This is a genomic window from Burkholderia sp. WSM2230, assembly GCF_000472445.1.
GTDB lineage: Bacteria > Pseudomonadota > Gammaproteobacteria > Burkholderiales > Burkholderiaceae > Paraburkholderia.
In genome coordinates this window covers 122,508-141,928 of record NZ_AXAJ01000014.1, presented here as the reverse complement: position 1 = coordinate 141,928, position 19,421 = coordinate 122,508, and the positions used below count along the sequence as shown (strand labels likewise).

Annotated in this window: 18 protein-coding genes; 13 read left to right on the top strand and 5 right to left on the bottom strand. The window is 63.4% G+C overall.

Going from position 1 to position 19,421, the window contains the following annotated elements:
• Positions 1–6: 6 nt before the first annotated feature.
• The 5 genes from ugpA to A3AC_RS0123665 all read left to right on the top strand — a co-directional run bounded on the left by ugpA (position 7) and on the right by A3AC_RS0123665 (position 6,206).
• Positions 7–891, top strand: a complete 885-nt coding sequence (gene ugpA / locus A3AC_RS0123685; RefSeq protein ID WP_025601949.1) for a sn-glycerol-3-phosphate ABC transporter permease UgpA — start codon at positions 7–9, stop codon at positions 889–891.
• Positions 888–1,733 carry a sn-glycerol-3-phosphate ABC transporter permease UgpE gene (ugpE, locus tag A3AC_RS0123680; RefSeq protein WP_025601947.1) on the top strand — a complete coding sequence of 282 codons (846 nt, stop codon included), beginning with the start codon at positions 888–890 and terminating at the stop codon, positions 1,731–1,733. Before ugpA ends, ugpE begins: the two co-directional genes overlap by 4 nt.
• Positions 1,734–1,810: 77 nt before the next feature.
• Positions 1,811–2,899 (top strand): sn-glycerol-3-phosphate import ATP-binding protein UgpC, encoded by a 1,089-nt coding sequence (locus tag A3AC_RS0123675; RefSeq protein ID WP_025601945.1) that lies wholly within the window; start codon positions 1,811–1,813, stop codon positions 2,897–2,899.
• Between the two features lie 215 nt (positions 2,900–3,114).
• The gene (ettA, locus tag A3AC_RS0123670) at positions 3,115–4,782 is read left to right on the top strand and encodes an energy-dependent translational throttle protein EttA (protein ID WP_025601943.1); all 1,668 of its coding nucleotides are present in this window, start codon (positions 3,115–3,117) and stop codon (positions 4,780–4,782) included.
• A 299-nt stretch (positions 4,783–5,081) separates the two neighbouring features.
• Entirely contained in the window at positions 5,082–6,206 is a 1,125-nt protein-coding gene (locus tag A3AC_RS0123665) for a DUF748 domain-containing protein (protein WP_025601942.1), read from the top strand.
• A 93-nt stretch (positions 6,207–6,299) separates the two neighbouring features.
• Here A3AC_RS0123665 and A3AC_RS0123660 read toward each other — a convergent pair whose 3' ends face one another.
• Genes A3AC_RS0123660 through A3AC_RS0123650 form a run of 3 tightly spaced genes read right to left on the bottom strand, consistent with a single transcriptional unit; the run spans position 6,300 to position 9,049 of the window.
• Positions 6,300–6,923 (bottom strand): HAD family hydrolase, encoded by a 624-nt coding sequence (locus A3AC_RS0123660; RefSeq protein WP_025601940.1) that lies wholly within the window; start codon positions 6,921–6,923, stop codon positions 6,300–6,302.
• A gap of 28 nt (positions 6,924–6,951) precedes the next feature.
• The gene (locus A3AC_RS0123655; protein WP_025601939.1) at positions 6,952–8,766 is read right to left on the bottom strand and encodes an aminopeptidase P family protein; all 1,815 of its coding nucleotides are present in this window, start codon (positions 8,764–8,766) and stop codon (positions 6,952–6,954) included.
• A gap of 19 nt (positions 8,767–8,785) precedes the next feature.
• The gene (locus A3AC_RS0123650; RefSeq protein WP_025601938.1) at positions 8,786–9,049 is read right to left on the bottom strand and encodes a hypothetical protein; all 264 of its coding nucleotides are present in this window, start codon (positions 9,047–9,049) and stop codon (positions 8,786–8,788) included.
• A 200-nt stretch (positions 9,050–9,249) separates the two neighbouring features.
• On the opposite strand from A3AC_RS0123650, the gene A3AC_RS0123645 reads away from it, so the two are divergent.
• From A3AC_RS0123645 to A3AC_RS0123615, 7 genes are all read left to right on the top strand, one after another.
• Positions 9,250–9,960: a response regulator transcription factor gene (locus A3AC_RS0123645; RefSeq protein ID WP_025601937.1), complete on the top strand. Its 711-nt coding sequence runs from the start codon at positions 9,250–9,252 to the stop codon at positions 9,958–9,960.
• Positions 9,961–10,045: 85 nt separating this feature from the next.
• Entirely contained in the window at positions 10,046–11,332 is a 1,287-nt protein-coding gene (gene hemA / locus A3AC_RS0123640; protein ID WP_025601936.1) for a glutamyl-tRNA reductase, read from the top strand.
• 130 nt (positions 11,333–11,462) lie between these two features.
• The gene (gene prfA, locus A3AC_RS0123635) at positions 11,463–12,545 is read left to right on the top strand and encodes a peptide chain release factor 1 (RefSeq protein WP_025601935.1); all 1,083 of its coding nucleotides are present in this window, start codon (positions 11,463–11,465) and stop codon (positions 12,543–12,545) included.
• A gap of 6 nt (positions 12,546–12,551) precedes the next feature.
• Positions 12,552–13,421 (top strand): peptide chain release factor N(5)-glutamine methyltransferase, encoded by an 870-nt coding sequence (prmC, locus tag A3AC_RS0123630; RefSeq protein WP_025601933.1) that lies wholly within the window; start codon positions 12,552–12,554, stop codon positions 13,419–13,421.
• A gap of 166 nt (positions 13,422–13,587) precedes the next feature.
• A complete protein-coding gene (gene grxD / locus A3AC_RS0123625; RefSeq protein WP_013589742.1) occupies positions 13,588–13,899 on the top strand; it encodes a Grx4 family monothiol glutaredoxin in 312 nt (103 codons plus the stop codon).
• 48 nt (positions 13,900–13,947) lie between these two features.
• Complete coding sequence (locus A3AC_RS0123620; RefSeq protein ID WP_025601931.1) at positions 13,948–14,547, top strand: UbiX family flavin prenyltransferase; 600 nt, start codon at positions 13,948–13,950, stop codon at positions 14,545–14,547.
• 176 nt (positions 14,548–14,723) lie between these two features.
• Entirely contained in the window at positions 14,724–15,509 is a 786-nt protein-coding gene (locus A3AC_RS0123615; protein WP_025601929.1) for a DODA-type extradiol aromatic ring-opening family dioxygenase, read from the top strand.
• A 168-nt stretch (positions 15,510–15,677) separates the two neighbouring features.
• On the opposite strand, the gene A3AC_RS0123610 is transcribed toward A3AC_RS0123615, so the two are convergent.
• Positions 15,678–17,273, bottom strand: coding sequence for an APC family permease (locus A3AC_RS0123610; protein ID WP_025601928.1), 1,596 nt, complete (start codon positions 17,271–17,273; stop codon positions 15,678–15,680).
• 428 nt (positions 17,274–17,701) lie between these two features.
• On the opposite strand from A3AC_RS0123610, the gene A3AC_RS0123605 reads away from it, so the two are divergent.
• Complete coding sequence (locus tag A3AC_RS0123605) at positions 17,702–17,905, top strand: cold-shock protein (RefSeq protein WP_007180251.1); 204 nt, start codon at positions 17,702–17,704, stop codon at positions 17,903–17,905.
• Between the two features lie 112 nt (positions 17,906–18,017).
• On the opposite strand, the gene A3AC_RS0123600 is transcribed toward A3AC_RS0123605, so the two are convergent.
• Positions 18,018–19,268: an Hsp70 family protein gene (locus tag A3AC_RS0123600; RefSeq protein ID WP_025601925.1), complete on the bottom strand. Its 1,251-nt coding sequence runs from the start codon at positions 19,266–19,268 to the stop codon at positions 18,018–18,020.
• Between the last annotated feature and the right edge of the window lie 153 nt (positions 19,269–19,421).

Sequence of the window (19,421 nt, the reverse complement as noted above, 5' to 3'; positions counted from 1 at the left end):
TCCCCGATGGAAAAGCGCTCCCGCTTTGGCACCAGCCCGCTGCCCTATCTGCTCGTCGCGCCGCAACTGGCAATCACGGCGCTGTTCTTTCTATGGCCCGCTGGCGAAGCGCTGTGGCAATCCACGCAGAGCCAGGACGCGTTCGGCACGTCGAGCGAATTCGTCGGGCTCTCGAACTTCAAGCAGCTATTCGCCGATCCGCTCTACCTGTCCTCGTTCAACACGACGATCCTTTTCTGCGCGCTCGTCACCGTGTCAGGGCTCGTGATTTCGCTGCTGCTTGCCGTTTGCGCGGACCGCGTGACGCGCGGTGCGAAGGCTTACCAGACGCTTCTGATCTGGCCGTATGCGGTCGCGCCCGCTATCGCCGCCGTGCTGTGGTCGTTTCTGTTTAATCCGAGCATCGGCCTCGTCACCTTTGCGCTCGCAAAGTACGGCATCGTATGGAATCACGCGTTGAACTCGGGGCAGGCGATGTTTCTCGTCGTGCTCGCCTCGGTGTGGAAGCAGGTCAGCTATAACTTCCTGTTCTTCTACGCGGGCCTGCAGGCCATTCCGCGCTCGCTGATCGAAGCCGCGGCCATCGACGGCGCGGGTCCCGTGCGCCGCTTCTTCGGCATTGCACTGCCGCTGCTGTCGCCGACCAGCTTCTTTCTGCTCGTCATCAACATCACCTACGCGTTCTTCGACACATTCCCTGTGATCGACGCCGCGACCGGCGGCGGGCCCGCGCAATCCACGCGCACGCTGATCTACAAGATCTTCGCCGAAGGCTTTCAGGGACTCGACATCGGCAGCTCGGGCGCGCAATCCGTGGTTTTGATGGTGATCGTCGTTGCGTTGACGGTCGTGCAATTCCGCTTCATCGAACGCAGGGTTCAATACTCATGATCGAGAACCGCCGCGGTTTCGACCTCTTCTGCCACGCGGTGCTGATACTGGGCGTCGCGCTGGTGGTGTTTCCCGTGTACGTCGCGTTCTGCGCGGCGACCATGAGCGAGCACGAGGTATTCAGCGTGCCGCTCTCGCTCGTGCCCAGTTCGCATCTGCTCGAGAACATCGCGACCGTATGGGCGCACGGCAGCGGCAACGCGGCGGCGCCGTTCGGCCGCATGCTGTTCAATAGCCTTGTGATGGCACTCGCCATTTCCATCGGCAAAATTGCCGTGTCGATGATCTCCGCTTACGCGATCGTGTTCTTCCGCTTTCCGTTTCGCAACCTGTCGTTCTGGCTGATCTTCATCACGCTGATGCTGCCGGTCGAAGTGCGGATTTTCCCGACCGTGCAAGTCGTCTCGTCGATGCATTTGAGCAATACGTATAGCGGTTTGACGTTGCCGCTGATCGCGTCGGCCACCGCCACGTTCCTGTTTCGCCAGTTCTTCATGACGCTGCCTGACGAATTGATGGAAGCGGCGCGCATCGACGGTGCGAGCGCAATGCGTTTCTTCTGGGACGTGGTGTTGCCGCTCTCGAAGACGAACATGGCGGCGCTTTTCGTGATCACCTTCATTTACGGCTGGAATCAGTACCTGTGGCCGATCCTGATCACGAGCCAGCAGTCGCTGACGACAGCCGTGGTCGGCATCAAGAGCATGATCGCCTCGGGCGATACGGCAACCGAATGGCATCTCGTGATGACGGCCACGCTGCTCGCCATGCTGCCGCCGCTCGCCGTCGTGCTGACCATGCAGCGCTGGTTCGTTCGCGGACTCGTGGACGCAGAGAAATGATGCGCGCCGCGCGAAGCACGCATGACCGACATGCATACCAATCGTCAAAAGACACGCAAAAGAAGGGCTAAAACCGCATGGCTGCACTGACACTGCAAGGCGTTAAAAAAACTTACGACGGCAAACAGTTCGTGTTGCACGGCATCGACGTCGATGTGAACGACGGCGAGTTCGTCGTGATGGTCGGGCCGTCTGGTTGCGGCAAGTCCACGTTGTTGCGGATGGTCGCGGGGCTCGAGCGCATCTCCGAAGGCAGCATTTCGATTGCCGGCAAGGTGGTGAACGAACTGGAGCCGAAAGACCGCAACATCGCGATGGTGTTTCAGAACTACGCGCTCTACCCGCACATGAGCGTGGCCGAGAACATGGGCTATGCGCTGAAAATCGCGGGCGTGGACCGGGCACAGATCGCGCAGCGCGTGAACGCGGCCGCGCAGATTCTCGAACTTGAAGCGCTGTTGCAGCGCAAGCCGCGCGAGTTATCGGGAGGGCAGCGTCAGCGCGTGGCGATGGGCCGCGCAATCGTGCGCGAACCCGCCGTGTTTCTGTTCGACGAGCCGTTGTCCAATCTCGACGCGCGTCTGCGCGTGCAAATGCGGCTGGAGATCCAGCGTCTGCATGCGCGTCTTGCGACCACGAGCCTGTATGTGACGCACGATCAGATCGAAGCCATGACGTTGGCGCAACGCGTGATCGTGATGAACAAGGGACACGTGGAGCAGATCGGCGCGCCGACCGAAGTGTACGAGCGGCCGGCGACCGTGTTCGTCGCGGGCTTCATTGGCTCGCCTGGTATGAATCTGCTGCAAGGCCGCGTGTCCGACGATGGCTCGACCTTCGACGTCGCGGGCAACGGTCCGCAACTGCCGCTTGTGGGCGTGGCGTCGATTGGCCGCGAAGTCGCGAAGGGCTGCGAGTGGACGCTCGGCATTCGTCCCGAGCATATGAGCCCGGGGCAAGCCGATGCGCCGCACGCAACTCTCACCGTCGATTCCTGCGAACTGCTCGGCGCGGACAACCTTGCGCACGGCCGCTGGGGCAACCACGATGTGACCGTGCGTTTGCCGCACGCGCACCGGCCCGCGGCCGGCGAGGCGTTGCAGATTGCGCTGCCCGCGCGCCATCTGCATTTCTTCGATCCGGCGAGCGGCCGGCGGGTGAACTGAACGCGCGCGCCTCGCCCTGCCGCGGCGCCGTCACGTCGAAGTACAATGCCATCTGCACACGGCCCGCGCGCGCGTCGTCGCGCTGAAACGGCGTTCGACTCCGCGCCGGCCGGCGCCGGGCACGTCGCCCCGGCATGACACCGATTACCCATCCACCCACGACTGCCCGCCCCAACGCGGCCGGCGTCGTCAACGTCTACCAAGCACACAAGCAAATGGCCCAATACGTCTTCACCATGAACCGGGTCGGCAAGATCGTGCCGCCCAAGCGTCAAATCCTGAAAGACATCTCGCTGTCGTTTTTCCCCGGCGCGAAGATCGGCCTGCTCGGCCTGAACGGCTCGGGCAAGTCGACGCTGATCCGCATCATGGCCGGTGTGGACAAGGACATCGAAGGCGAAGCCACGCCGATGCCCAATCTGAACATCGGCTATCTGCCGCAGGAGCCGCAGCTCGACCCGAACAAGACGGTGCGCGAAACCGTCGAGGAAGGTCTCGGCGACGTGTTCAACGCGCAGAAGAAGCTCGACGAAATCTACGCGGCCTACGCGGAACCGGACGCGGACTTCGACGCGCTCGCCGCTGAGCAGGCCAGGTACGAAGCGATCCTCGCAACCACCGACGGCGGCAGCGCCGAACAGCAGATCGAAATTGCCGCCGACGCGCTGCGCCTGCCCGCCTGGGACGCGAAGATCGAGCATCTGTCGGGCGGCGAAAAGCGCCGCGTCGCACTCTGCAAGCTGCTGCTCGAAAAGCCTGACATGTTGCTGCTCGACGAGCCGACCAACCACCTGGACGCGGAATCGGTCGACTGGCTGGAGCAGTTCCTCACGCGCTTTCCGGGCACCGTCGTCGCAGTTACGCACGACCGCTACTTCCTCGATAACGCCGCCGAATGGATTCTCGAACTCGACCGCGGCCACGGCATTCCGTGGAAGGGCAACTACAGCAGCTGGCTCGATCAGAAGGAAGAGCGCCTGAAGCAGGAAGAAGCGTCCGAGTCGGCGCGTCAGAAGGCGATCAAGAAGGAACTGGAATGGGTGCGCCAGAATCCGAAGGGCCGTCAGGCGAAGTCGAAAGCGCGTATCGCGCGCTTCGAGGAGCTGAACAGCCAGGACTACCAGAAGCGCAATGAAACGCAGGAAATCTTCATTCCGGTCGGCGACCGCCTCGGCAATGAAGTGATCGAATTCAAGAACGTCAGCAAATCGTACGGCGACCGGCTGCTGCTCGACAACGTCAGCTTCAAGGTGCCGGCGGGCGCGATCGTCGGCATCATCGGTCCGAACGGCGCGGGTAAGTCCACGCTGTTCCGCATGCTGACCGGCCGCGAACAGCCGGATTCCGGCGAGATCGTGATGGGACCGACCGTGAAGCTCGCTTATGTCGACCAGAGCCGCGATGCGCTCGATCCGTCGAAGACCGTGTTCGAAGAGATTTCCGGCGGCGCAGACGTGCTGACGGTCGGCAAGTACGAGACGCCGTCGCGTGCCTACATTGGGCGCTTCAACTTCAAGGGCGGGGATCAGCAAAAGATCGTCGGCAATCTGTCGGGCGGCGAGCGCGGCCGCCTGCATCTGGCAAAGACGCTGATTGCAGGCGGCAACGTGTTGCTGCTCGACGAACCGTCGAACGACCTCGACGTCGAAACGCTGCGTGCACTCGAAGACGCGCTGCTCGAGTTCGCCGGCTCGGTCATGGTCATCTCGCACGACCGCTGGTTCCTCGACCGGATCGCGACGCACATTCTCGCGTTTGAAGGCGATTCGCAAGTCACGTTCTTCGACGGCAACTACCAGGAGTACGAAGCCGACAAGCGCGCCCGCCTCGGCGAAGAGGCGGCACGACCGAAGCGTCTGCGATACAAGCCGATTACGCGTTAAGGTTCGCAGCCTTCAAAGCAGGCTCACAAGCAGCCCGCTCGTCGGAAGACGAGCGGGCTGCTTGTCATTCAGTCCTTCTTTTCGGGCTTCTCAAGCGGTTGCCCCCAACTTCGCGGCACGCGCAGCCGTTCTTCACAGCCACTTCATACCATCCGCAGCCGCCAGAGGTCGGCGGCATCGCGACACGGCACACGCATTGCTGCCGTGCGCGTGCTATACGTCGTCCGCGCAACGCGCATGAGGACGGCGCGTAACCCAATCGCGGCCGCGCCGCGCACTGCGACGACGAGGGGACAAGCATGGCGATGTCGAGAAGCCAACGCTGGATCGTTGCCGCGTGCAGCGTGCTGGTGGTGTTCGTCGTCATTGCATTCGGCCTGCTGCAATACGCGCAGCGCGAAGTGAAAGCGCGCGTGGCGGCCGCGCTCGGTCCGCTAGGCAGCGCGCAAAGCATCGACGTCGGACTGACCTCCGTTCATCTCACCAACGTTCTGCTGAAGCCGCCACCCGGCTGGCCTGCCGGCGATCCATTGAAGGCCGACGAGATCACCCTCACGCCGGACGTTCGCGATCTGCTTGCGCACCGCATGCATATTCGCAGCGTGGTAGTGCGCGGCTTCGACATGGCGGTGCTGCGCACGCAGAACGGCACGATCCGTTTGCTGCCGAATCTGCGCCAATCGGTGAACAGCGCCAACAACGAAGCGCGCGGCGCATCCGCGAGCTCGATACCGCGCGACAAGCGGGTCGACCACATCAGCTTCGAGCAGGGCCGCTTTCATTTCTACGACATGACGGTCGGCCCGCCCGCCTACAAGGTGACGGTGAGCGACGCCCACGCGACCGTCGACAACATCCGTCTACCCGCGCTCACCGAGCCGACCAACGTCGACGTAAAAGGCTCGATCAAAGGACCGTCGCACATCGGCACGGTGACCTTCAGCGGATGGATCCGGATCGCCAGCAAGGATTCGCAGACTACGAGCACGCTACGCGGCGTCGACGTGGTGATGCTCGATCCGTATCTCGTGAAAAAGGCCGGCGCGAGGGCACAAGTGAAAAGCGGCACGCTCGACATGAGCATCCAGTCGACGGTGCGCAATTATCAGTTGCACGCGCCGGGCACGATCACGGTCCATCAGCTGCAACTCGCGGACACCGGCAATCCGCTGGACACGTTCATGTCCATTCCGACCAAAGCCGCGGTTGCCGCGTTGAAGACCCACAACGGCGACATCACGCTGCACTTCGTGCTCGACGGCAATTTGCGCGACCCGAAATTTTCCGTGCAGGAAGGGCTGACGACGCGCATCGCCGCGGGCTTCGCCAAAGCGCTGGGCGTCAGCGTGGAAGGCGTGGCGAAGGGCACGGGCGAAACCGTCAAAGGGCTCGGCAATGCCTTGAAGAATCTACTCGGCCAGTGAGCGTAAGCGGCTTGGGCGCGCGCTGCGAGGCAGTGCGTGGACGCCACCCTCCTGCTGAATCCCGCCCGCCCCGCACGCGCGGCATGCTTCGCGTCAGACAGGCAAGCCCAGTCCGCGCAGTTGCGCTTCGGTTTGAGTGGCGCTCGTGTGAAGCACGCCATGCCAGCCGAGGGCCGTGGCGGCTGCGGCGTTCTTCGGGTTGTCGTCGATAAAGACAAGTTCGGAAGGCTGGACGCCCGGCATCTGCGCGTCGATCCGCTCGTGCATGGCCGCGAAGATCGCCGGGTCCGGCTTCACGAGACCCACGCGCCCGGACACGATGATGTCCCGAAAGCGCCGCAACACCGGATAGTTTTCCCATGCATACGGAAACGTCTCCGCCGACCAGTTCGTCAGGCCGAAAAGCGGCACTTGCGCGGCCTCGAGCTTTTCCATAATCGCGACGCCGTCGTCGAGCACGCCGGCCACCATTTCGTGCCAGCGCTCATAGAACGCGCGGATCAAAGCTTCGTGATCGGGAAACTGCGCGACCAGTTCCGCGGTTGCCTCGACGATCGGCTGGCCGCCGTCCTGACGCACCACCCAATCCATCGAGCAGACGTGAGTGAGGAACCAGCGGCGCTCGGCTTCGTCCGGAATCAGTTGCCGGTAAAGGTACTCGGGACTCCAGTCGATCAGCACGCCGCCGAAATCGAACACGACTGCCTTGATGGCCATGCGCTCTCCGTCGCTATCCGATTACGGTTTAGATGGGCTGCGTGCGCAGTTCCAGCCACGCCTTTGCGTCGCCGGAAACATGCGGCGCGAGGCGCGTGCGCACGGTCTGGTGATAGTCGTTGAGCCACGCGCGTTCGTCGTTGCGCAGCAAAGACAGGTCGAGGCAACGCGTGTCGATCGGGCACAGCGTGAGCGTCTCGAACTTCAGGAAGTCGCCGAATTCCGTCTGGCCGGCGGGCACGTTCAGCACCAGATTCTCGATGCGCACGCCCCACTTGCCCGGCCGATAGATGCCCGGTTCGACCGAGGTGATCATGCCTTCTTCCATCGCCGTCCACGGTTCGGCCGGCGCGTAGTGCGAGATCACTTGCGGGCCTTCATGCACGTTGAGGAAGTAGCCGACGCCGTGGCCGGTGCCGTGACCGTAGTCGGCACCGGCTTCCCAGATCGGCGCGCGGGCGATCGCGTCTAGCATCGGCGAGCGGATGCCGCGCGGAAACTTCGCACGCGACAGCGCCATGGTGCCCTTCAGCACGATGGTGAAGTCGCGCCGCTGTTCGTCGCTGATCGTGCCGATGGGCACGACGCGCGTAATGTCGGTCGTGCCGCTCAGATACTGCGCGCCCGAGTCGATCAGCAACAGGCCGTTGCCTTCGATCACTGAATGCGATTCCTTTGTGGCGCGGTAGTGCGGCATAGCGCCGTTCGCGTTAAAGCCGGCAATGGTCGCAAAGCTCAGCGACACAAAGCCCGGACGACGCGCGCGCGCGGCCGTCAAACGTTCGTCGATAGTCAGTTCGGTGATCGTTTCGCGGCCGAGCGCGCTCTCGAACCAGGCGAAGAATTCGGCCAGCGCCGCGCCGTCCTGCTCCATTGTCTCGCGCACATGCTGCGCTTCGGCTTCGGTCTTGCGCGACTTGAAAAACGTGGACGGGTTCACCGCCTCGACCACCTTCACCGTCGACGGAACCGACTGCAGCGAGCCGTACGTGATGCGGCGCGGGTCGATCAGGAGCGTGCTGCCGGCGGGCAGCGCGGCGAGCGCCTCGGCTGCTTGCGCATACGGCTTCACGCTGACGCCGTCGCGCGTAAGCGCCTCAGCGAGCGCGGGCGGCACCTTGCCGTTGGCAACGAAAAGCGACGCGCTGTTCTCGCCGATCAGCGCATGGGCGACAAACACGGGGTTAAAGCTGACGTCGGCGCCGCGCAGATTAAGCAGCCACGCGAGGTCGTCGAGCGTGGAAATGAAGTGCCACTGGGCGCCCTTTTCCGCCATGACACGGCGAACCTGCGCGAGTTTATCTGCACGCGCGACGCTGGCATGCGGCGCGGTGTGTTCGAACACCGCGGCATCCGGCAGCGACGGACGCTGCGGCCAGACGGCGTCGAACAGATCGATGTCGGTGCGCAGCTTCACGCCGCGCGCCGAGAGCGCCTGATTCAGGGCCCGCGCCGCCGCGACGCCGAGCACGGCGCCGTCCACACCCACCGTGCCGCCGGGCGCCACGTTTTCAGCGAGCCAATCGAAATGCGGCGCGGTTTGCTGGCCGCCCGTCATCTTCATGAGCTGAACGCCGCTGCCGGCCAGTTGCGCGTTGGCCTGCTCCCAGTAGCGGCTGTCTGTCCAGACGCCCGCGAAGTCGGCAGTGACCACGAGTGTGCCCGCTGAGCCGGTGAAACCGGAAAGCCATTCCCGCCCTTGCCAACGCCCCGGCAGATATTCGGACAAGTGCGGATCCGCAGACGGCACGAGGTAAGCAGCGACGCCTTCGCGCGCCATCGCGCTGCGCAAGCTCGCAAGCCGTTCGGGAATGGAAGAGGTTTCGGGAAGTCGGGCATTCATGGAAGTCACCTGCAAGTATTCATCGACGGGAAAGCAAGCCGACCGTCACGGCGACGGCGATCGTCGCGACGGCCGTGCATACGGGCCATTCGAGCGTCTCGCCGTCATGGAAAAGACCGAGCACGTTGCCGGCCATGTGCGCCACGCTGGCGCCCAGCACTCCGGCTACGAGCGCCACCCATAAGCGGGCGCGGCTCGAGCGGTTCACGCGGCGCAGCGGATGCAACCACCATCCCACCAAGCCGATTGCCGCTCCCAGCACAACGATTCCTGGCCAGCCCATCAGTGGGTGATCTCGCGCAATTTCGGATTTGTCTCATGTGCGCGAGGCTCAACGACAGCTAGCATTTTTGTCTCTTTCTTAAAAGATCAGCACGGCGCTTTCCGCACAGCGGTTGAGTTTAGGGGTCGGGGTAAGGTTAGGCAAGCTGGAGGCCTTACGGAAAAGCCTGGTTCCTGGCCGTCGTCAAGTGGAACGCGCGCATGCGAATCGCCCTTATCGAGCCGGACACGCGTCACGCCAAACTGGTTACCCGGCTGATTTTTGCCGGCGGCCACGTCTGTCAGCACTTCACCACCAGCGCTCCGTTCCTGGAGCAGGCTGCCGATCAATTCTTCGATCTACTGCTTACCGAAAACTGGGCCGGCGACCATTCCGCCGAAGATGTCATTGCGCGTGCCCGCGCCGTGCTGCCGAGCCTGCCTGTCATCGTGATGATGGCCGAGCCGCGCGAAAGCCAGATCGTCGCGGCACTTCACGCGGGCGCCGACGACTGTCTGACCAAACCGGTGCGCGGCCCGGAGACGCTCGCCCGCGTGGACGCGCTGCTGCGGCGCGCGGCCCTGCGGCGGCCGGCCAATCGTCGGCACGACGTGATTCGCGGTTATGCGTTCGACGCCGCCAACTTCGCCGTCACGTTTCGCGACCGCACGGTTGCGCTCACGCCGAAAGAATTCCGCTTCGCGCTGCTGCTGTTCAGCAACCTGTCGCGGCCGGTGTCGCGCGCGCACATCATGGAAACGGTGTGGGCGCGCCGCCGCGACGTAAAGTCGCGCACCGTCGACACCCACGCGTCGCGCGTGCGCTCCAAGCTCGAATTGCGCCCGGAAAACGGCTATTCGCTTGCGCCGCTGTACGGCTACGGCTATCGCCTCGACGTGTTTTCCGCGGAAGCCGCTGCCTCATCGGCCTGATGCCCGGCATAAGCGGCAGCTCGCGAGCGGGCAATGTAAGAATCGTGGAAACGCTATAATATGGGGCTAAACCATAGCCCCCAGCATGCAGCTTCTAACGATCGGAATCAATCACCACACTGCGCCTGTCGCCTTGCGCGAACGCGTGGCGTTTCCGCTCGAACAGATCAAACCCGCACTGGACACCTTCAAAAGCGTCTGGCTCGGCACCACGGCCCGCTCGGCGCCTGAAGCGGCGATCCTCTCCACCTGCAATCGCACAGAACTCTATTGCGCGACAGACGAAGAGGCCGCGCGCGAAGCCGCAATCCAATGGCTTTCGCGGTATCACAACCTTCCCATCGGCGAACTCGCGCCGCACGTCTATGCGCTGCCTCAGTCCGAAGCCGTGCGCCACGCGTTTCGCGTCGCATCCGGCCTCGATTCTATGGTGCTCGGCGAAACACAAATCGTCGGACAAATGAAGGACGCGGTGCGCACGGCTTCAGAAGCGGGTGCGCTCGGCACTTATCTGAACCAGCTGTTCCAGCGCACTTTTGCCGTCGCAAAAGAAGTGCGGAGCACGACCGAAATCGGCGCCCAGTCGGTTTCCATGGCAGCCGCCGCCGTGCGGCTCGCGCAACGGATTTTCGACAAGGTGTCGAACCAGCGCGTGCTGTTCATCGGCGCGGGAGAAATGATCGAGTTGTGCGCCACGCACTTCGCCGCGCAGCAGCCGCGCGAACTGGTGGTCGCCAATCGCACCGCGGAGCGCGGCATGCGTCTCGCCGAACGGTTCAATGGCCGCGCCATTCCGCTGTCGGACCTGCCCACTCGCATGCACGAATTCGACATCATCGTGTCGTGCACGGCGTCCACGTTGCCGATCATCGGTTTGGGCGCGGTCGAGCGCGCGGTCAAGGCGCGCCGCCATCGCCCGATCTTCATGGTCGATCTGGCGGTTCCGCGCGACATCGAACCGGAAGTCGGCAAGCTGGAAGACGTGTTCCTGTATACCGTCGACGACCTCGGCGCGATCGTCCGCGAAGGCAATGCGTCGCGCCAGGCCGCGGTAGCGCAGGCCGAAGCGATTATCGAAACGCGCGTGCAGAATTTCATGCAGTGGCTCGAGGCGCGCAGCATCGTGCCGGTGATCCGCCATATGCATACGCAAGCCGACGTGCTGCGCCGGGCCGAGGTCGAACGCGCGCAGAAAATGCTCGCGCGCGGCGACGATCCAGCCGCTGTCATCGAGGCGCTGTCGCAGGCGCTCACCAACAAGCTGATCCACGGTCCGACCCACGCGCTCAATCGCGCGAGCGGCGAAAACCGTGACACGCTCATAGAGCTGTTGAGCGGCATCTACAAACACTCCGGTTCCACGGAGCGTTAGCGGCGCCCACGCCGCCGGTTTGCGCGACCCGCCGGTGGCCGCGCAGTGGCCCGCCACGTGCTTCTGTCCCGGGCATCCGCCCATTTTCCTGGTTGCCGTCCTTGCCGGAGTCCGCTCCGATACCCGCCCGATGAAAACGAGCATGCAACACAAGCTCGACCAGCTGACTACGCGGCTGGCCGAACTGAACGACCTGCTGAGCCGAGAGGACATTACCTCGAACCGCGATCAATATCGCAAGCTCACGCGCGAACACGCCGAGCTCGATCCCGTGGTCGAACATTACGCGCTGTGGCGTCAGGCCATGCACGACGCCGCCACCGCGCAGGAACTGCTGGCGGACGCGTCCATGCGCGAGTTCGCAGAAGAAGAAATTCGCGCGGCACGTGAGCGCATGGATCAGCTCGGCGGTGAACTGCAGAAAATGCTGCTGCCGAAAGATCCGAACGACGACCGCAACATCTTCCTCGAAATTCGCGCGGGCACCGGCGGCGACGAGTCTGCGCTTTTCGCCGGCGACCTGTTGCGCATGTACTTGCGCTACGCCGAGCGCAACCGCTGGCAGGTCGAGATGATGTCGGCGAGCGAATCGGATCTGGGCGGCTATAAGGAAGTGATCGTGCGGATCGCGGGCGAAGCCGCGTATTCGAAGCTCAAGTTCGAGTCCGGCGGTCATCGCGTGCAGCGCGTGCCGGCAACCGAAACGCAGGGCCGCATTCACACGTCCGCTTGCACGGTCGCGGTGATGCCGGAGGCCGACGAAATCGGCGAAGTGGAAATCAATCCGGCCGATCTGCGCATCGACACGTTCCGCGCATCCGGCGCGGGCGGCCAGCACATCAACAAGACGGATTCGGCGGTGCGCGTCACGCATTTGCCGACGGGCATCGTCGTCGAATGTCAGGACGACCGCTCGCAGCACAAGAACAAGGACCGCGCGCTGAAGGTGCTCGCGGCCCGCATCAAGGACAAGCAGTCGCACGAGCAGCAAGCGAAGGAAGCCGCGACGCGCAAGAGCCTGATCGGCTCCGGCGATCGCTCGGAGCGCATTCGCACCTACAACTTCCCGCAAGGGCGTCTGACAGACCACCGGATCAATCTGACGCTGTATCGCCTCGACGCGATTATGGACGGCGATCTCGACGAGCTGATCGGGGCGCTCGTCAGCGAGCATCAGGCCGAGTTGCTCGCATCGCTCGGCGACGCGGATTAAGCGCCGATGACCACTCACGCGCCAGCCAAAAGCGACGCCGCGGCGACACCGGCGGCATTGTTGCGCGCCTCGCCGCTGCCGCCGCTCGAAGCGCGGATTCTGCTCACGCACGTGCTCGGCTGGCGGCAAACGCAGCTGATTACGCGCGCGGACGAAGCGCTCGACAGCGCATGCGTCGAACGCTATCTGGTGTTGCAGGCGAGGCGCGTGGCCGGTGAGCCGGTCGCGCAACTGGTCGGCGTCCGCGAGTTTTTCGGGCTGGAATTCGAGGTGACGCCGCACGTGCTGATTCCGCGGCCCGAGACCGAACTGCTGGTCGAGACGGCGCTCACGGCAATGGAAAATCTCCAGCGCCCGCGCGTGCTCGACCTGGGCACCGGCACGGGCGCGATTGCGGTGGCGATCGCGTCGATGCGGCCGGACGCGCAAGTCAGTGCGCTCGACCGTTCGGCGGAAGCACTTGCTGTCGCGGCGCGCAACGCCGCGCGCCTGCTGGATGCAAAGCGGCCCGGCGGCGCGGTAACCTTCGCGCAAAGCAACTGGTACGGCTCGTTGGACAAAGCGCTGCGCTTTGACGTGATCGTCAGCAACCCGCCGTATATTGCGAGCGGCGACCCGCATCTGGCGCAAGGCGATTTGCGCTATGAGCCGCGCGGCGCGCTCACCGACGAAGCCGACGGCCTCAGCGCAATCCGCGCGATCGTGGCGGGCGCGCCCGCGCACCTTGGCCCACACGGCGTGTTGTGGATGGAGCACGGTTACGATCAGGCGGAAGCTGTCCGCGCACTTCTGACAGCGCAAGGTTTCGCGGACGTCAGATCCGAGCGCGATCTTGCAGGCATCGAGCGAATCAGCGGCGGGCGGCTTGCCGGCTGAGCACACCGACTCGCCACCACGCCACGCCCCCCTGCCTCGCCGGCTGACACAAGCCGCAGGAATAGCCGCAATCAGCGGATGGACAAAGCGTCCGCCGGCCGATGCGAGCGAAATCCGCTATCATTTCAGCCTATTCCCTACACATATCGGAACCGCAAGGTCAGTCATGGATACGCAACAACGCATCAAGCAAATCGTCGACGAAAACAACGTCGTGCTCTTCATGAAGGGCAGCGCCCAGTTTCCGATGTGCGGCTTCTCCGGCCGCGCCGTCCAGATTCTGAAGGCGTGCAATGTCTCTGACTTCAAGACGGTCAACGTGCTTGAAGACGACGAAGTCCGGCAGGGCATCAAGCAGTTCTCGAACTGGCCGACCATTCCGCAGCTGTATGTGAAGGGCGAATTCGTCGGCGGCTCGGACATCATGATGGAAATGTACGAATCGGGCGAACTGCAGCAACTGTTTGCCGCGGCCTGACCGGCCACTGCAAAGCTGCTCCCAGGACACAGCAAGGCGCCGCCGGCCATGGAAACACGCGCTGCGGCACCGCGCCGTCTGATTGTCGCGATCACCGGCGCGACCGGCGCCATTTACGGCGTCCGTTTGCTGCAGACGCTGCGCAAGCTTGGGGGCGTCGAAAGTCATCTGCTGATTTCGAGCGCCGGCTGGCTCAACATCCAGCACGAACTCAAGCTCGGTAAAGAAGACGTGCATCCGCTCGCGGATGTCGTGCATTCGGTGCGCGATGTCGGCGCGAGCATCGCATCAGGTTCATTTGCGACCGACGGCATGATCGTCGCGCCGTGCTCGATGAAAACGCTCGCGAGCATCGCGCATGGTTTCGCCGACAACCTCATCACCCGCGCCGCCGACGTCACGCTCAAAGAGCGCCGCCGGCTCGTGCTGCTCGTGCGCGAAACGCCGTTCAACCTCGCGCATCTGCGCAATATGACGGCCGTGACGGAAATGGGCGGCGTGATCTTTCCGCCCTTGCCTGCTTTTTACAATCAACCGGCGAGCATCGACGAAATGGTCGATCACACCGTCGCCCGCGTGCTTGATCTGTTTGCGCTGGGGCCGACGCTGTCGCCGGCCTGGCCAGGGTTGCGCGGCGCCGACGAGTAACTGCTCACCCGGTTGCGGGCTGCCTTGCTCGCAACGGTTAGCGCCCAGGTTGGTTGCCTGCATTACCAACTGCCGCAACACAATCAATTCCGCTTTCGCCCGTTTATCAAAGAGCGGTGCGGTTCTATATTGGCAGTAACCGAACTTCCGATCCGCCTCGCGGGCGCGTCGCCGCCATGAACCGCTTGCCCTCGCTTTTCCTTTCCCACGGCGCGCCGACGCTGCCGATCGACCCGTCGCTGCCGTCCGCTGAATTTGCGGCGCTGAGTGCGCAACTGCCGCGTCCAGCGGCCGTCTTGATGCTCTCGGCGCATTGGGGCACCGCGCAGCCTGTCGCGAGTACGTCCACTCAACCGGAAACCATCCACGATTTCTACGGATTTCCGCGCCAGCTCTATGAGATCCAATATCCGGCTCCGGGCGCGCCCGACCTCGCGCGACGCGCGGCCGTGCTGCTCCGCGACAGCGGCCTGCCCGCCGAAACGCAGCCGCACGGGCTCGATCACGGCGCGTGGGTGCCGATGCTGCTGATGTTTCCCGAGGCCGACGTGCCCGTCGCGCAGTTGTCGATTCAGCCTCGCCTCGACGCGGAGCATCATTTTCGCGTCGGCCGCGCGCTGCGTCCGTTGAGAGAAGAAGGCGTGATGGTAATCGGCTCTGGCCAGATCACGCACAACCTGCGCGCCGCGGACTTTTCCGCACGGCGCGAAGATGCAGACCCGCGCGTCGCCGAATTCACCGACTGGTTCGAAGCAAGGCTCGCCGCAGGCGACATCGACGCACTGCTCGACTATCGCCGCCAGGCGCCGCATGCGGTGCTGATGCATCCGACCGACGAGCATCTGCTGCCAATTTTCGCCGCGCTGGGCGCCGCCGACGACGATTTCTCGCTGACGGTTCAGGCGCTCGGCACCTATCAGCGTGCGCTCGCGATGACGAACTACGTGTTCGGGACCGCCTGAGCGCGGACCCGGCATCGGCGCGGCGCCCGGCACGCGGGCCATGCGCGGCGCGCGGCAAAAAGTACCCGCAAAAATCCGCGACAAAAAGAGAAAAGCCCGCCTGAGCAACCACTCAGGCGGGCTTTTCAATAGCAGCCGGGCCTTGCCTCACCCGGCCGGCGCGGCCACTCAATGCACGGCCATACCTTCGAGAACTTCGTCGTGCGTCTGACGCTCTTCAAGATACTCCGAGCGGTAGCCGCTATGGACGCCCCAGTAATAGAAGACGAGCGAGAACGCGATCACCACCAGCATGTCCCAGCCGTACGGCAGCAGGCCGTGGCCGCCGAACTCCTTGCTGCCGATCAGCGACAGAAGCGCCATCACCGGCAGATAGGCGACCAGCCACCACGCGGCCTTCAGGTCGCGGCCCCAGCCGCCAAAGCCCGACTTTGCCTGGAAGTAGAAGTACACCGGCAGCGCGACAACCATCAGCAGAATGATTTCACCCGTCAGAGGCCATTTCGCCCAGTACAGGATCAGCGACGCGCACACGAACGCGAACGGCGCAATCACCTGCATGCCGGGAATGTGCAGCGGGCGCTCGAGGTCCGCCGCCGCGCGGCGCAGCGCCATCAGGCTGATCGGGCCGGTCAGGTAGGAGATGACGGTCGCGACCGAAATGACCGCCGCGAGCGAACTCCATCCGCGGAAGAAGAACAGGAAGATGAACGAAACCAGCAGGTTGAACCACATGGCCGGACGCGGCACGCCGTAGAACGGATGCACGCTGCCGAAAATCTTCGGCATGGTGTTGTTGCGTTCCATCGCGTAGATCATGCGCGTGGTGGTCGCCATGTAGGTCGTGCCGGTGCCGCTCGGGCTCACGAACGCGTCGATGTACAGCAGCATGGCCAGCCAGTTCAGGTTCAGCGCGATCGCCAGTTCTGCGAACGGCGAAGCGAAGTTGAAGTGGCTCCAGCCCTTCATCACGTCGCTCGGGCTCACTGCGCCGATATACGCGATCTGCAGCAGCACGTAGATGACCAGCGCGAGCAGAATCGAGCCGATCACCGCGAACGGCACGCTCTTCGCCGGATTGCGAGCTTCACCGGCGAGGTTGATCGGGCTCTGGAAACCGTTAAACGCAAACACGATGCCGCTCGTCGCGACCGCGGTCAGCACAGCCGACCAGCCGTACGGCGCGAATGTGCTCACTTCGCCGAAGTTTTCCTTGTGAAAACCGGTCAGCATCAGGCCGAGGATCGTCGCGCCGGGAATCAGGAACTTGAAGATCGTGATGGCCGAGTTGGCGCGCGCGAAGAGCTTCACGCCCCAATAGTTCAGCAGGAAGTAAATGATCACGAGGGCCGCCGAGAGCAGCAGCCCGTTTGTAGTTAGAGATCCGTCCACAAATAACGCATGCGCCCAGTCATACGGCCACGTGCTCATGTATTGAATCGATGCCTCGGCCTCGATTGGAATCACCGAAACAATGGCGATCCAGTTGGCCCACGCGCTGATGAAGCCCACCAGCGCGCCGTGCGAATAGCGCGCGTAGCGCACCATGCCGCCCGATTCCGGGAACATCGCGCCCAGCTCGGCGTAGGTCAGCGCAATCGCGAGAATCACGACCGCACCGATGATCCACGCGCAGATCGACGCCGGACCCGCGATTTTCGCGGCCTTCCACGCGCCGAACAGCCAGCCGGAGCCGATGATCGAACCCAGGCCGGTCAGCATGAGTGCGAACGGCCCGATGTTCCGTTGTATAGAACTTTTCACGTCTTCTCCTGTTTCAGAACCATGTCGGCACCCACGACTAGCGCTTATGGCGCTGAGAACGGGTGACGCGCATGTATGCGCGGCGGTTATCCCTATGGTGCAACCGGCGCGGGCGCGTAGTTTAACGGTTGCACCCGTTGCCTGCAGCGAAACTAAGGGTTCTCCCTAGCAAAAAAACCGCCCCTCCAGCAAGCTTTGTAAGCAACTTTTTGGGGCGCCATCGCGAATTTTTGTAAAGTTGCCGACCGAGTGTTGACCTTCTCTCGAAATCGCCGTATAACGTTCGGGCAGGATTTCAAGCGGCGAGTGAATTGGTCTTTCGTAGTTCGCCCATCAACGGTACTCCGGTTGGTCCCATTACCCCCTTCCTTGATTTTCATGCACTCATTGGGCTTCGGCCTTATTCACCATCTTTAGGAACAAGTAATATGGAAACCGGTACCGTCAAGTGGTTCAATGACGCAAAGGGCTTTGGCTTCATCACCCCGGACGGCGGCGGCGAAGATCTGTTCGCGCATTTCTCGGAAATCCGCACGGAAGGCTTCAAGACGCTGCAAGAAAACCAAAAGGTTACGTTTGAAGTGAAGACGGGCCCGAAGGGCAAGCAAGCTGCTAACATCAAGCCGGTGTAAGCGCTACGCTGCTTCCTTCTGGACGCAAAAAACCCCGCCACGGCGGGGTTTTTTTATTGGTGGACATCGTGCGCGGCGATTAACTTCGCACTATGCGAGCGGTGGCGGGCGCTTATGCAAACACGCGACGCGCGTGAATACCCAGTCCCGTCGCCACACTCGCGAGACGGTCGCCGAATACCGCTTCGGCATCCGGAAATGCCGCCGCCAGCGCGCCGGAGAGAAACGCGAGGCCGGTTGAGCCCCCCGTAAAGTAAATCGCGCTCACGTCGCGAATCGGAACGCCGGCTGCCTGCACGGTGTCGCGCGCCGCCGCCACGATCCGGCGCGTCTCTTCCTGTCCGGCCTCGATGAGCTGCGCCTCGTCGAACGCCAGACGCAAGTCGTCTTCTACTTCGTCCAGATCGATTACGGTCTCGCCGCCCGCGGCGACGCCGATCTTCGCCTCTTCCGCGTGCGCCGCCAGCGCATGGCCGAGGCGCCGCTCCACCACGCGCATCAGACGGTCGTGGTGCTTGACGTCAGTAAACAGGTGCCGCATGAGAGCCAGTTCGCTGACGCGCTTCGGCGCGTAGACGGTGTTGATCAGATGCCAGGTCGCGAGGTCGAAATAGACGCGGTTCGGAATCTCGCGACCTTCCGGGTCAAGCGATTGATAGCCGAGCTCGCGCAGGATGGTCGCCAGTTCCACGCGGCGGTCGAAGTCCGTGCCGGCGACGTGCACCCCGTGATGAGCCAGCACGTCGTCCTTGCGCTCGACGCGCTTCATCCGCTCGGGCCCCACTCGCACCAGCGAAAAGTCCGACGTGCCGCCGCCGATGTCGGCCACCAGCACAAGCCCTTCCTGGGTCAGGCGCGATTCGTAGTCGAAGGCGGCCGCGATCGGCTCATACTGAAAGCGGATGTCGCGCAAACCTACCGCGCGCGCCGCCGTTTCGAGCTGCTTTTGCGCCATCTGATCGGCGCGCGGGTCGTCGTCGACGAAAAAAACCGGGCGACCGAGCACGGCGCGGTCAATCGGCGCCCCCACGCTTTTTTCCGCCGAACGCTTCAGATGGTCCAGGAAAATCGCGATTACGTCCGTGTACTTGATTGCAGTGCCATCGCCCAGATCGGTTGAATTGTCGGCAAGCGGCGAGCCGAGAATGCTTTTCATCGAGCGCATCAGCCGGCCGTCGAAACCGTCGATGTATGCCGCGAGCGCCGCGCGCCCGAATTCGCGGGTGTCTTCGTCGGTATTGAAGAATACCGAGGTGGGCAGCGTCGTATAGGCGCCTTCGACGGGAGCGAGCTTGAGCGCGGCGCCGTCTGGAACGGCTACGGCCGAGTTGGAAGTACCGAAGTCAATCGCGCAATAGGTCATGGCAGGAATCGCCGCTCACGGCTGGCGCGCACAGGTAGGGGGAGCGGCTTTGTATCACGAAAGCCGGATCAGCATCAACTTGCCAATAGCGCGGCGGGCGCGAAGCAAGATCGACCGGCGCGGAACATGAATTGCTCCCGACGGCTACTCTAG

Bases quoted from the DNA above. Each gene is read 5' to 3' on its own strand.
- ugpA (WP_025601949.1), top strand. From the start codon at position 7: ATGGAAAAGCGCTCCCGCTTTGGCACCAGCCCGCTGCCCTATCTGCTC.
- ugpE (WP_025601947.1), top strand. From the start codon at position 888: ATGATCGAGAACCGCCGCGGTTTCGACCTCTTCTGCCACGCGGTGCTG.
- A3AC_RS0123675 (WP_025601945.1), top strand. From the start codon at position 1,811: ATGGCTGCACTGACACTGCAAGGCGTTAAAAAAACTTACGACGGCAAA.
- ettA (WP_025601943.1), top strand. From the start codon at position 3,115: ATGGCCCAATACGTCTTCACCATGAACCGGGTCGGCAAGATCGTGCCG.
- A3AC_RS0123665 (WP_025601942.1), top strand. From the start codon at position 5,082: ATGGCGATGTCGAGAAGCCAACGCTGGATCGTTGCCGCGTGCAGCGTG.
- A3AC_RS0123660 (WP_025601940.1), bottom strand. From the start codon at position 6,923: ATGGCCATCAAGGCAGTCGTGTTCGATTTCGGCGGCGTGCTGATCGAC.
- A3AC_RS0123655 (WP_025601939.1), bottom strand. From the start codon at position 8,766: ATGAATGCCCGACTTCCCGAAACCTCTTCCATTCCCGAACGGCTTGCG.
- A3AC_RS0123650 (WP_025601938.1), bottom strand. From the start codon at position 9,049: ATGGGCTGGCCAGGAATCGTTGTGCTGGGAGCGGCAATCGGCTTGGTG.
- A3AC_RS0123645 (WP_025601937.1), top strand. From the start codon at position 9,250: ATGCGAATCGCCCTTATCGAGCCGGACACGCGTCACGCCAAACTGGTT.
- hemA (WP_025601936.1), top strand. From the start codon at position 10,046: ATGCAGCTTCTAACGATCGGAATCAATCACCACACTGCGCCTGTCGCC.
- prfA (WP_025601935.1), top strand. From the start codon at position 11,463: ATGAAAACGAGCATGCAACACAAGCTCGACCAGCTGACTACGCGGCTG.
- prmC (WP_025601933.1), top strand. From the start codon at position 12,552: ATGACCACTCACGCGCCAGCCAAAAGCGACGCCGCGGCGACACCGGCG.
- grxD (WP_013589742.1), top strand. From the start codon at position 13,588: ATGGATACGCAACAACGCATCAAGCAAATCGTCGACGAAAACAACGTC.
- A3AC_RS0123620 (WP_025601931.1), top strand. From the start codon at position 13,948: ATGGAAACACGCGCTGCGGCACCGCGCCGTCTGATTGTCGCGATCACC.
- A3AC_RS0123615 (WP_025601929.1), top strand. From the start codon at position 14,724: ATGAACCGCTTGCCCTCGCTTTTCCTTTCCCACGGCGCGCCGACGCTG.
- A3AC_RS0123605 (WP_007180251.1), top strand. From the start codon at position 17,702: ATGGAAACCGGTACCGTCAAGTGGTTCAATGACGCAAAGGGCTTTGGC.
- A3AC_RS0123600 (WP_025601925.1), bottom strand. From the start codon at position 19,268: ATGACCTATTGCGCGATTGACTTCGGTACTTCCAACTCGGCCGTAGCC.